We start from the raw sequence: 11736 nt of genomic DNA on the forward strand, positions 1-11736 counted from the left end.
TTTTCGATAGGCTACAAATTGTGCTTTATTTACTGTTTGATTTCTTTCTCTCAAACCCGGGATCATAGGAGCGGGCGTCGATAGCAGCAGAGATATCATCTGCCATCTTAAGCGTTCTTACGATAACGGGCACCGCAATTGCTATGACACTCTTGTCAAGACCCCTTGCTTTCTGCGCTTCCCGTACTTCCCCTGTAATTGACGCTAGAACAGGGATAAATCGTAAAGCAAGCGATAACGCTAGGCTCACTTTTCCAGGATTAACACCAAAATAGTACAACCACCCAAAGCCCTTTTCCAATGCGTCAATCATATCAGAGGTACGAGTAGTGAAAGTGACCAGCGACGCCAGCAGCAAAAGTGAAACAAGGCGAACTACCACAAGAACACCAACAGTCCAATGATGCAGAAACACTTGGACGATAAAAATAAGTGACAGAACCCATATAGCCGGTCGCAGTTGCGCCCAAGCTGTTTTCAATGAGATTCTGGCTAACAAATATAAAAGTATGATGCCTGCCAAAGCTGCAACTGAAAGATCAATACGCGGAACAATGAAGAGTAATGTTCCTAAAATAATCAAAGAAACAATCTTGAGCCCTGGACTGGCTCGATGTACAAATGATGAACCATGCTCATTCCCAGACAAGCTCATGACATCATCCTTACATACTCAGGAATAGCGATGGAGGGAATGTCGTCGGCAACCACCTGACCATCATCGAAAACAAGCACGCGATCAAACCCTGCCAGAAACTCAAGGTCATGAGATACTACAATCACCGTTTGAGATAAGTTATCGATTGCTTCGGCAACACGGCGTTTATTTCGCAAATCAAGCAAAGTTGTAGGCTCATCGAAAATTATGTAAGCGGGGTCCATCACAAGAACACCTGAGATTGCAAGGAGTTGTTTCTGACCACCACTTAAAAGATGGGCAGGATACTCTCTAAACTGAAGTAAATCATATCGCGAAAGTGCCTCCTGAATTCTCTGTTGAATCGTGTCCTTGGTAAAACCGAGATTTTTCATTCCAAAGGCCAAATCCTCTTCAACAACGGGAAAAACGATCTGATTATCAGGATTCTGGAATACAAAACCGACCTTGCGCCGGATCGCTTTACCATCTGTTCTAGTGTTCAAACCATCCACCAGAACATCACCCCTTTTCGGTACCAATAATCCATTGAGAAGACGCACGAATGTACTCTTGCCACAGCCGTTACTACCTATGATGGCAATTCTTTTTTCCTTCAGCTGCAAATTTAAGTCTTTCAATATCACACGCTCGCCGTAAGCATGCGTTACATTTTGTATTTCCAGCATAGATAGTTATTCCTCAACAGCTACGACCAGCTACACAGCGCTGCATCAACTCAAAACTCGACCTGACTGCAAAGCGTCTACCGGGCAAATTCAACTAATGTACTGATTTCAACACCGCTGACCAATTTCAACTCACTGATATCACAAGCATCTGTACTAGTATTGCTGAATTCTACCGGTATATTTTATGCAGTCAGAATCACCAGCATTTGCTTTAGGCTATAACTTTCCTTAAGGGTTACGGCCCTGAAGATTGGTAGCAATAGTATCTGATATTAGATATAACTTTGGGCTAGTTTCTGGGTATTGTTCTTTTTATAGATAAACGAAGAGCACAAGATAATGGCTTTTGACCATTAGCCAAGCTATATTAAGTAATTACCAAAATAGAACTCCTCTATATTCTGGTTCTTCATTTTTCATCGATTTTCATATACTCACTATATTTAAGTACATCGATAAAGCTATCCGTTAACGATTCGGCTTCTTTCTGAATATCAAAACTATCTGGTGCAAACAACCAATTCTCCAGCAAACCGGTTATCAACCCTCTCAACATGATAGCGGCCCGCCTCAGATTCAGATTATAAGGAAGCTGACCTGATGCAATACAATTAGAAAGTGACTCTTCAATACGAACATAGTCTGCAACACACAGTTCCTGACGAGCTTCCACCAAGGCAGACATTTCACCAACAAACTCACATTTATGGAAAAAAATCTCCATTAATAGCCGACTTTTCGGATCGTCAACAACCGACGTCAAAATATGGATTATGAAAGTTCTTAAAATCAGGAGTGGATTATTCGAATATTTTGCTTGATACTCTTTTTCTAATTCATCAATCTTAGAATCTGATATTTTACAAGCTTCAGAAAACAGGTCTACTTTATTTTTAAAATGCCAGTAAATTGCCCCTCGGGTTACCCCAGCCGCTGTAGCAATATCTGTCAGTGAAGTAGCCGAGACACCGCGCTCAGAGAACTCTTTTATAGCCGCGTCTATAATCTGTTGCCGGGTCTCCTCAGCCTGTTGTTTAGTTTTTCGTGCCATATACTCTGTTTTTAGCCTGAAGTTGATTTACATACATTCATGTATGTTTGTATTATAGCATGCTGTTATTAATGGAGTAATGGTTTTACGGATTGAAAGATTAACATTTAAAAATATTGAGGTTTACTTATGCGAATAAACAGGGGAGTTTTGCCTCTGGCTACAGTACTGGTACTCTCAGGTAGCTTAGCTCTTTCAGGATGTAACGACAAAGACTCTCAGCAAGCTGCTGGGAACCAACAGGCTCCTGAAGTCGGTATCGTGACGCTGAAAACTGAACCTCTGATGGTCACGACCGAACTGCCAGGCCGAACATCAGCTTTCCGTATTGCAGAAGTCCGTCCGCAAGTAGGTGGTATAATTCTGCAACGCAATTATGAAGAAGGAAACGATGTAAAAGCAGGTACATCCTTATACCAAATAGATCCAGCGACTTACCAGGCTGCCTATGACAGTGCAAAAGCTGACTTGGCAAAAGCTCAAGCTAATGCAGAGATTACGCGCCTGACAGTGAACCGCTATAAGCCACTGTTAGGAACAAACTACATTAGTCAACAGGAATTTGATAAAGCCAATGCTGATTATGCACAGGCGAATGCGGCAGTACAGGCAGCAAAAGCTGCTGTAGAAACTGCCCGTATCAATTTGGCATACACCAAAGTGACCGCACCGATTAGTGGCCGCTCCGGCAAATCGACTATTACAGAGGGTGCTCTGGTCTCTGTTGGTCAACCAACAGCACTGACGACTATTCAACAGTTGGACCCAATTTATGTGGATGTCACTCAGTCAAGCGATGATTACCTGCGCCTAAAAAATGAAATCGCTAAAGGTATTGTGCTGAAAGAGAACAGTAAACCTAAAGTTCATCTGATCATGGAAAACGGTAAAGAATACAGTGAAACAGGCTATCTGGAATTCTCCGATATTACTGTAGATGAAACAACGGGTTCTATTAATATCCGTGCAGTATTCCCTAATCCGAAAGAAGAATTACTGCCAGGTATGTTTGTTCGTGCAAAACTGGAAGATGGTGTTCGTCATGACTCAATATTGGTTCCCCAACAAGGAGTTACCCGTACACCTCGTGGCGAAGCTAGCGTCATGGTAGTTGGTAAAGGTGAAAATGTCGAACTACGCATTATCACTGCAAATCAGGCTATTGGTGATAAATGGCTAGTAACTTCCGGCCTGAAAACAGGTGATCGGGTTATCGTCACTGGTTTACAAAAAATTAAGCCTGGTATACCGGTCAAAGCAGAAGAAGTGGATTTAAACGCAAAACCTGCTGCAAACCAAGCTGAGCCTGCGAAAAAGTCTTAATTAAGGAGTCGGTGATTCATGCCTAAGTTTTTTATAGATCGCCCAATATTTGCATGGGTAATCGCAATCATCACCATGCTGGCTGGGCTGCTGGCAATTATAAAATTACCTGTGGCGCAGTACCCTACTATCGCACCACCGGCGATTTCTATCTCTGCAACTTATCCCGGTGCTGATGCGACTACTGTGCAAAACACAGTTACCCAAGTTATCGAACAAAATATGAATGGTATCGATAACTTGGTTTATATGTCTTCCGACAGTGACTCTGCTGGGAACATGAACATTACACTAACCTTTGAAGCAGGCACTAACCCTGATATTGCACAGGTACAGGTACAAAACAAACTGCAACTGGCTATGCCTCTGTTACCTCAGGAAGTGCAGCAGCAAGGGATACGTGTCGATAAGTCCACCAACGCCTTCCTGATGGTCACAGGATTCACCTCTGAAGATGGAACTATGTCTCAGGAGGATATCTCTGACTATGTAGGTGCAAACATTAAAGATCCTCTGAGCCGTGTAACTGGTGTAGGTGATGCAATGCTATTCGGTAACCAGTATGCAATGCGTATCTGGTTGAATCCTGACAAGCTCATTAACTACAAAATGACGACTCTGGATGTAATAAATGCAATTAAAGCACAAAATAATCAAATAGCAGCCGGTCAATTAGGGGGAACTCCCCCAGTTCCAGGTCAACGGTTGAATGCTTCAATTATTGCCCAAACACGCCTGACTTCACCTGAAGAGTTCAGCAATATTCTTCTGCGTATTAATACCGACGGTTCTCAGATCCGTCTGAAAGATGTAGCAAAAGTGGAGCTAGGTGCAGAAAGCTACAACCTCATTGGCCGCTTTAATGGCAAACCTGCTGCTGGTATTGGTATCAAACTAGCAACAGGCGCTAACGCTCTGGATACATCTAAAGCGGTAAAAGAAGCCCTAAAAAATATGGAACCTTTCTTCCCTCACGGGCTGAAAATCGTATATCCATATGACACCACCCCATTCGTTAAAATTTCTATTAACGAAGTAGTAAAAACACTAGTTGAAGCAATTATGCTGGTGTTCGTGGTAATGTATCTGTTCCTGCAAAACTTCCGCGCAACGCTTATTCCTACCATTGCGGTCCCAGTCGTATTGTTGGGAACATTTGCGATACTCGCCGCATTTGGCTATTCAATAAATACATTGACTATGTTCGCTATGGTACTCGCCATCGGCTTACTGGTAGATGATGCCATTGTTGTGGTAGAAAACGTTGAACGTGTTATGCAAGAAGAAGGATTATCGCCGAAAGAAGCAACCAAGAAATCAATGGGGCAAATCCAAAGCGCCTTGGTTGGTATCGCTATGGTACTGTCTGCCGTATTTGTTCCAATGGCCTTCTTCGGTGGCTCAACCGGTGCAATTTATCGTCAGTTCTCAATCACCATCGTATCTTCAATGGTACTGTCTGTATTAGTAGCATTAATCCTGACACCTGCTCTGTGTGCTACCATGCTGAAACCAGTTGCTAAAGGTAGTCACAGTAAACAAACCGGGATCTTTGGCTGGTTTAACCGCATGTTTGATAAAAGTACCCACCACTATACTGACAGTGTCGGCCGCATTCTACGCAATACAGGCCGTTATCTGGTGATTTATGTATTGCTGGTTGCAGGTATGGCTGTCATGTTCACTCGTCTGCCATCCTCTTTCCTTCCTGAAGAAGATCAAGGCGTATTGCTGACAATGGTTCAATTGCCTGCTGGTGCAACACAAGAACAGACACAGAAAGTTCTGGATAAAGTAAGTCACTATTTCCGTACAGAAGAAAAAGATCGTGTGGTTTCTGTATTTACAGTAAGTGGCTTTGGTTTCAATGGTCAGGGGCAAAATACCGGTCTAGCATTTATGAGCCTGAAAGACTGGAGTGAGCGTCCTGGAGCTGAAAATAAAGTACCTGCTATTGTTGCCAGGGCAAGTGCTCACTTCCAGAAAATCAAAGAAGGCATGGTTTTTGCGTTTAACGTCCCTGCAATCGTAGAGTTAGGCTCAGCAACCGGTTTTGATTTCGAATTAATTGACAGAGCAAACCTTGGGCATGACAAACTAACCGAAGCCCGTAACCAATTGCTTGGCATGATACAACAACATCCAGATATGTTAGTAGGTGTTCGCCCTAATGGTCAGGAAGATACTCCTCAATATCGGGTTAGGATTGATCAGGAAAAGGCTGAAGCTTTAGGTGTTTCCATCTCTGATATCAATTCAACGCTAAGCACGATGTTTGGTAGCCACTATGTGAACGACTTTATCGACCGTGGTCGTGTCAAAAAAGTTTACGTTCAGTCAGAAGCACCTTATCGTATGCTGCCAAGTGACATCTACAAACTATATGTCCGTAACAAACAAGGTGAAATGGTTCCATTCTCTGCCTTTGCAGATACGTCTAAAGAACCATGGTCGTATGGCTCACCACGTTTGGAGCGCTATAACGGTCTACCATCAATGGAAATTCTGGGTGAAGCAGCTCCCGGCAAAAGTACTGGTGATGCAATGGCCTTGATGGAAGAACTGGCATCCCAATTACCAAATGGCATCGGTTTTGACTGGACAGGTATGTCTTATCAAGAACGCCTGTCAGGTAATCAGGCGCCTGCTCTATATGCATTGTCATTGATAGTGGTGTTCCTCTGCCTGGCTGCACTGTATGAAAGCTGGTCAATTCCTTTCTCAGTCATGTTGGTAGTGCCATTGGGTATCATTGGAGCTTTGTTAGCAACGACATTCCGAGATCTAGATAACGACGTTTATTTCAAAGTTGGCTTGTTAACCACCATCGGCTTGTCAGCAAAGAATGCAATCCTAATCGTTGAATTTGCTAAGGATTTGATGGAAAAAGAAGGCAAAGGGCTGATAGAAGCTACGTTAGATGCGGTAAGAATGCGTCTTCGTCCCATCCTGATGACATCATTGGCATTTATGCTGGGTGTCCTCCCTCTAGTACTGAGTAACGGAGCAGGTTCCGGCTCTCAAAACGCAGTAGGTACCGGGGTATTAGGTGGGATGATTGCCGCTACCTCGCTAGCTATCTTTTTCGTACCAGTATTCTTTGTGGTTATCAAACGACGTTTCAGTAAGAAAGCAGAGGAGATTGAGCCAGCATCAGAATCTCACTAATGCAACTAACCAATAATGGAAGGCCGTTTAACGGCCTTCTTAATGTAATAGTTGCTTCCATTAAGCAAATTCTGATCATCAACCTGTCCGCTTAACTTTTACATAATTTCGTTCAAATTTAATTAAAATTACTACTTATGAGCAAAAAAATATCCTTATAAATCCGGACATTACTAACTTTGATAAAATTAATGGGAAAGTTGTTGGACAAGAACTGCTTTATCTTTTTTACATTAAATGACAAAAAACAATACCAGCACATAGTGACTTATGTAATAATGATGTTATATTCGTTGATTATTGTAGCCATCAGGCTATAATCTGCTGTTACTAGCATCTGAGGGTAATGCTATTTTATATAAGCCTACATATTAATTCACATATACTGGCCGATATTTATAGTTTATTGCGTTAAAGGTATGAATTTTTGTTAAGAGATGATTTTACTTTACCAAAAGCAAACCAGAATCGTCTGTAAAAAAGATAAATAATCCCAAAGAACGATTATAGACACATAATAATAATCTCTCGAAAAAGAGTTTCTATAATACATGTATATGTTTAGCCTTTGACTCAAATTAAGTAATAGCATAACAGGGAGATCAACATGGCATGGATGAATAATTCACTAGGATGATATGATATTGCTGAATTAAAATGCTTATGTGAGAATCTAAGACAAGAAGTTACTTCCAGTGTTAGAGTACACCGGTACTGGTTGTGTAAATAACATTTACGTCTCAGGACAATTTAAAGCTAAATGAATTGATTGAGTACATATCAACTTTCGTTTAGCACTTTAAAATCAAATATTCTGATGATTTCAGCCTTCTCGCTTGAATTGATGAATATTTTGATGGTACATATACCTATACTTTGTTTGGAAGCAATGAGATTAGTTTTTCTAAACTTACAAAATGCCCAAAAACTAATGAACGTTTAACCAGCATTTTGTTGTATGACTTAAATCGTTCCTTGAGAAAAATTTGGTTGATATTTCCTTAAATAATTTTTTATATATGTTAATAAGAAAGGCGACTATGACTAAAACTGATTATCTGATGCGTTTAAGAAAATGCACCACGATTGATACACTAGAGCGTGTGATTGAAAAGAACAAATATGAACTTTCAGGAGACGAACTTGAACTATTCTACTCTGCAGCGGATCATCGCCTGGCTGAGCTGACCATGAATAAACTGTATGACAGAATTCCACCTTCAGTATGGAAATACGTTCGCTAAAGTAGTCTTCATCAGACAGAAAATGATCCGGGCCGGTAAAGTGCTATCGGCTTATTAGGTCAGCTATCAACAAAATTGGCGAGGGCTCTGCCAGCGACATCCCGGCACACACATCCCTTGCTATGGCTGCTTCCTTCCGGACCTGACCGAGTTAACAAGTTAGCGTTGCGGGAGAACCAACAGAGCCCCCATTGACTTGTTGCTTTGACTTCAAAGCGGCGCCATTATCATTCATACCTGTCTAAATAGCAAGACAAGCAGGTTCGAATGATGATTTCTTATACATTAAGAATAAATACTCAAGAACATGTATTATCTAACCGCTTTTAGTATAATTTCGATATCTTTAGTCTTCCCATTATTAATTACTTCATACGCAGTATCTGTAACAAACATTAAACGATTATGTAGAGAAACAGAAGCACTGACGACAATACGCGCATTTGGCTTAACGTCGCTTGGACGATAAGGCAGAACAAAATGGAAAGGTGATTGTTTTCCGTCTAAGCGTTCTCTCTTCTGGGATAAAGTAATTGAGGGCGCATCAGCCAGAGATACATCAGATAAAGACACCGTCAGAATAGCATCCGCTGGCAATGCAATACGCTGTAAGATATTGATATTGCCTTTAACATAATGCTGTTTTACTGGATTTTCAATCTGCACTGCCCGTGTATCTACTGTCTCGGTACCTTTGCTATTACACCCAACCAAAGCAACTGCCAGTAATACACTCGTAGATATTTGCCATAATTTCATACACACTTCTCCACTCTTAACTGATCTATATAAATAATAAAATGAATTTGAATATCAAACCATTAAATCTAAGCCGCCTAACTAAGCCACCTAAATTATAGATTAGAAAAATGAATATAAGTCCCAGATAAATCTCATATTCTTTATTGCACTACTATCAGGGCCTGAAACATTTACAATTTAGTTATTTATTTATCATTCATTAATGGGACAATAATCACCTGTTGTATTTTTAATAACCCAATAAAAAACAAAGGCATATTATGAGTAAGTCATTACAAAATCTGATCAATTTGATGAATCTAGAAAAAATTGAAGAAGGCATTTACCGGGGTCAAAGTAAAGACTTAGGTTTTCCTCAGGTTTTCGGAGGGCAAGTGATCGGTCAAGCACTCTATGCTGCCACACAAACTGTCGCAGATAGCCGGATAAGTAATTCTTTCCACAGCTATTTCTTACGTCCCGGAGACAGTAGCAAACCTATCGTCTATGACGTTGAAATTTTACGTGATGGAGGAAGTTTCAGCGCCCGACGAGTGAGCGCGATTCAAAATGGCAAACCTATCTTTTATATGACGGCCTCATTCCAAAACTACGAAGAAGGTTTCGAACACCAAAATATGATGCCGGATGTACCATATCCAGAGGAACTCATCCCTCAAGATGAAATTGCGAAGAAAATATCTCACCTATTACCACAAAGAATGCAAAATATTTTTCTCTTTCCATGCCCATTTGAAATGAGGCCCGTAAAATATTACAGCCCATTTAATTGTCCACCAGAAGAACCTACACGCTATGTCTGGTTTCGCAGTAATGGTGATATGCCTGCTAATCCTTTAATTCATCAATACTTGCTTGGCTATGCCTCTGATTTTAACTTTCTACCAACAGCATTGCAGCCTCATGGTGTCGGATTTCTTGAGAAAAATATCCAGATAGCAACTATTGACCATTCTATGTGGTTCCACCGCCCATTTAAACTGGACGACTGGTTACTATATGCTATAGACAGCCCATCAGCCTCTGGTGCCCGTGGCTTTGTTCGTGGACAGATTTACAACCGTGAAGGGATACTTATCGCCTCGACTGTACAGGAAGGACTGATTAGAAAGCGAACCAAATAAAAACATAACAAAGGCAGCAAATAAGAAACCAATATCACACTTTATGGCCTTACCGCTGCCGTTTCGTTTATATTACAGATTAATTATAAGCACTCTCGCCGTGAGCATTAATATCCAATCCTTCTCTTTCAGTTTCAACAGTAACCCGCAGCCCTACCAGTAGATCTGCTATTTTGAAAGCAATAAACGCAACGATTACTGACCAAACTACACAAACTAATATACTGAAAGCTTGGATACTAACTTGCTCCAACATAGCTACCCCTTCAGAATAACCGGTTCCTCCCAACGACTTAGCTGTAAAAACCCCGGTCAAAAGACAACCAACTATCCCACATACGCCGTGTATACCAAATACATCACATACATCATCAGCACATAACCACCTTTTCAGGATCACTACTCCCCAAAGTCCTGCAAAACCAGCTATCAGACCAATGATAAGAGCCCCACCGACACCAACTGTTCCCGCAGCCGGTGTAACACCAACCAGCCCAGCAATACAGCCTGAACAGGCACCCAAAAGTGATGGCTTATTACGGAAGAACCATTCAGCAAAAATCCACGATAGAATAGCGGCGGCTGTCGCCACAACTGTATTCAAAAATGCCAGAGCAGCTATCTCATTAGCTTCACCAGCAGAACCTGCATTAAAACCAAACCAACCGATATAAAGTACAGCTGTACCGATGAAAACCATTGGCAGATTATGTGGCTTGAATGCTTCTTTCCCAAAACCAGTACGTTTTCCCAATAAATAAGCACCAACCAGCCCAGCTACAGCCGCGTTAATATGCACAACCGTGCCACCAGCAAAATCCAGCGCTCCATCTTGTGAAAGTATCCCCCCACCCCAAACCATATGCGCCATAGGTAGATAAGAAAACGTCAGCCATAACACGCTGAAAATCAATAAAGCTGGAAAGCGAATACGTTCCCCTAAGGCACCAATAATCAAGGCGACTGTAATACAAGCAAAAGACCCTTGAAATGCCACATGAATTAATTGATAAAAACTGCCAGTTAAATCAGTCAATACCAAGTTCTTCAACATCATCTGACTAAAACTACCGAAAAAACCATTTCCCGGTTCAAAAGCCAAGCTGTAGCCGTAAATTACCCACAGCACACATACCAGAGCAAAGCTCACCATAACCTGAGCCATCAGAGATAAAACATTTTTGCTCCGCAACAATCCACCGTAAAACAGAGCAATTCCCGGAATTGTCATAAACAGAATAAGTACTGTACAAATCATCATAAAAGTATTATCTGCTTTGTCGGCAACCCTTTCTGCCGCTTGAGATAATGATGGTAAACAACTGGCCGCAATACCGACAGCCACAGAGAATTGTCTTTTCATATATATTATCTCTATCAGTGACTTATAGTGCTGCATCATTGGTTTCGCCTGTTCTGATACGAATAGCTTGCTGTAATTCGATAACAAAAATCTTACCGTCACCAACTTTTCCAGTGAAAGCGGATTGCTGAATAGCATGAATTACCTCCTCAACTAATTCATCTGCTACAGCGATATCTATCTTTACTTTAGGTAAAAAGTTAAGGCTGTATTCAGCTCCACGATAAAGCTCTGCATGCCCCTTCTGACGACCAAATCCTTTTACTTCTGTTATAGTCAGCCCTTGAACACCTAGACCAGAAAGAGCACCCCTTATATCCTCCAGTTTGAATGGCTTTATAATTGTCGTAATGAGCTTCATATACCCTCCTA

11 protein-coding genes and 1 other RNA gene are annotated in these 11736 nt (G+C 41.4%); 5 read left to right on the plus strand and 7 right to left on the minus strand.

Annotation, left to right across the window (positions count from 1 at the left end; translation table 11 throughout):
* Positions 1 to 25 precede the first annotated feature (25 nt).
* The 3 genes from C5469_RS10600 to acrR form a co-directional block, all read right to left on the minus strand.
* Positions 26 to 655, minus strand: coding sequence for an energy-coupling factor transporter transmembrane component T family protein (locus tag C5469_RS10600; RefSeq protein WP_166305899.1), 630 nt, complete (start codon positions 653 to 655; stop codon positions 26 to 28).
* A complete protein-coding gene (locus C5469_RS10605) occupies positions 652 to 1326 on the minus strand; it encodes an energy-coupling factor ABC transporter ATP-binding protein (RefSeq protein WP_166305902.1) in 675 nt (224 codons plus the stop codon). Before C5469_RS10605 ends, C5469_RS10600 begins: the two co-directional genes overlap by 4 nt.
* Before the next feature lie 412 nt (positions 1327 to 1738).
* Entirely contained in the window at positions 1739 to 2380 is a 642-nt protein-coding gene (gene acrR / locus C5469_RS10610) for a multidrug efflux transporter transcriptional repressor AcrR (RefSeq protein WP_166305905.1), read from the minus strand.
* A 129-nt stretch (positions 2381 to 2509) separates the two neighbouring features.
* Here acrR and C5469_RS10615 point away from each other — a divergent pair, with 129 nt between their 5' ends.
* From C5469_RS10615 to C5469_RS10625, 4 genes are all read left to right on the plus strand, one after another.
* Positions 2510 to 3703: an efflux RND transporter periplasmic adaptor subunit gene (locus C5469_RS10615; protein ID WP_166305908.1), complete on the plus strand. Its 1194-nt coding sequence runs from the start codon at positions 2510 to 2512 to the stop codon at positions 3701 to 3703.
* 18 nt (positions 3704 to 3721) lie between these two features.
* Complete coding sequence (locus C5469_RS10620) at positions 3722 to 6871, plus strand: efflux RND transporter permease subunit (protein WP_166305911.1); 3150 nt, start codon at positions 3722 to 3724, stop codon at positions 6869 to 6871.
* Positions 6872 to 7711: 840 nt separating this feature from the next.
* Positions 7712 to 7876 (plus strand): hypothetical protein, encoded by a 165-nt coding sequence (locus tag C5469_RS24230; RefSeq protein WP_422615857.1) that lies wholly within the window; start codon positions 7712 to 7714, stop codon positions 7874 to 7876.
* A 35-nt stretch (positions 7877 to 7911) separates the two neighbouring features.
* The gene (locus tag C5469_RS10625; protein ID WP_011147992.1) at positions 7912 to 8115 is read left to right on the plus strand and encodes an HHA domain-containing protein; all 204 of its coding nucleotides are present in this window, start codon (positions 7912 to 7914) and stop codon (positions 8113 to 8115) included.
* A gap of 85 nt (positions 8116 to 8200) precedes the next feature.
* Here the strand turns inward: C5469_RS10625 and ffs are convergent.
* Both ffs and C5469_RS10635 read right to left on the minus strand, forming a co-directional pair.
* Positions 8201 to 8297, minus strand: an RNA gene (gene ffs, locus C5469_RS10630) — signal recognition particle sRNA small type.
* A gap of 130 nt (positions 8298 to 8427) precedes the next feature.
* On the minus strand, positions 8428 to 8874 hold the full coding sequence (locus tag C5469_RS10635; protein WP_166305914.1) for a YbaY family lipoprotein: 447 nt from the start codon (positions 8872 to 8874) through the stop codon (positions 8428 to 8430).
* Positions 8875 to 9137: 263 nt separating this feature from the next.
* On the opposite strand from C5469_RS10635, the gene tesB reads away from it, so the two are divergent.
* Positions 9138 to 10001, plus strand: coding sequence for an acyl-CoA thioesterase II (gene tesB, locus C5469_RS10640; protein WP_166305917.1), 864 nt, complete (start codon positions 9138 to 9140; stop codon positions 9999 to 10001).
* Between the two features lie 79 nt (positions 10002 to 10080).
* On the opposite strand, the gene amtB is transcribed toward tesB, so the two are convergent.
* Complete coding sequence (gene amtB, locus C5469_RS10645; protein ID WP_166305920.1) at positions 10081 to 11364, minus strand: ammonium transporter AmtB; 1284 nt, start codon at positions 11362 to 11364, stop codon at positions 10081 to 10083.
* Positions 11365 to 11386: 22 nt separating this feature from the next.
* Positions 11387 to 11725 carry a P-II family nitrogen regulator gene (gene glnK / locus C5469_RS10650; protein WP_149616008.1) on the minus strand — a complete coding sequence of 113 codons (339 nt, stop codon included), beginning with the start codon at positions 11723 to 11725 and terminating at the stop codon, positions 11387 to 11389.
* Positions 11726 to 11736 lie beyond the last annotated feature (11 nt).

The organism is Photorhabdus cinerea, assembly GCF_011189575.1.
GTDB lineage: Bacteria > Pseudomonadota > Gammaproteobacteria > Enterobacterales > Enterobacteriaceae > Photorhabdus > Photorhabdus cinerea.

Coding starts and splice junctions, on each gene's coding strand:
- C5469_RS10615 (WP_166305908.1), top strand. CDS start 2,510: ATGCGAATAAACAGGGGAGTTTTGCCTCTGGCTACAGTACTGGTACTC.
- C5469_RS10620 (WP_166305911.1), top strand. CDS start 3,722: ATGCCTAAGTTTTTTATAGATCGCCCAATATTTGCATGGGTAATCGCA.
- acrR (WP_166305905.1), bottom strand. CDS start 2,380: ATGGCACGAAAAACTAAACAACAGGCTGAGGAGACCCGGCAACAGATT.
- C5469_RS10600 (WP_166305899.1), bottom strand. CDS start 655: ATGAGCTTGTCTGGGAATGAGCATGGTTCATCATTTGTACATCGAGCC.
- C5469_RS10635 (WP_166305914.1), bottom strand. CDS start 8,874: ATGAAATTATGGCAAATATCTACGAGTGTATTACTGGCAGTTGCTTTG.
- C5469_RS10625 (WP_011147992.1), top strand. CDS start 7,912: ATGACTAAAACTGATTATCTGATGCGTTTAAGAAAATGCACCACGATT.
- amtB (WP_166305920.1), bottom strand. CDS start 11,364: ATGAAAAGACAATTCTCTGTGGCTGTCGGTATTGCGGCCAGTTGTTTA.
- glnK (WP_149616008.1), bottom strand. CDS start 11,725: ATGAAGCTCATTACGACAATTATAAAGCCATTCAAACTGGAGGATATA.
- tesB (WP_166305917.1), top strand. CDS start 9,138: ATGAGTAAGTCATTACAAAATCTGATCAATTTGATGAATCTAGAAAAA.
- C5469_RS10605 (WP_166305902.1), bottom strand. CDS start 1,326: ATGCTGGAAATACAAAATGTAACGCATGCTTACGGCGAGCGTGTGATA.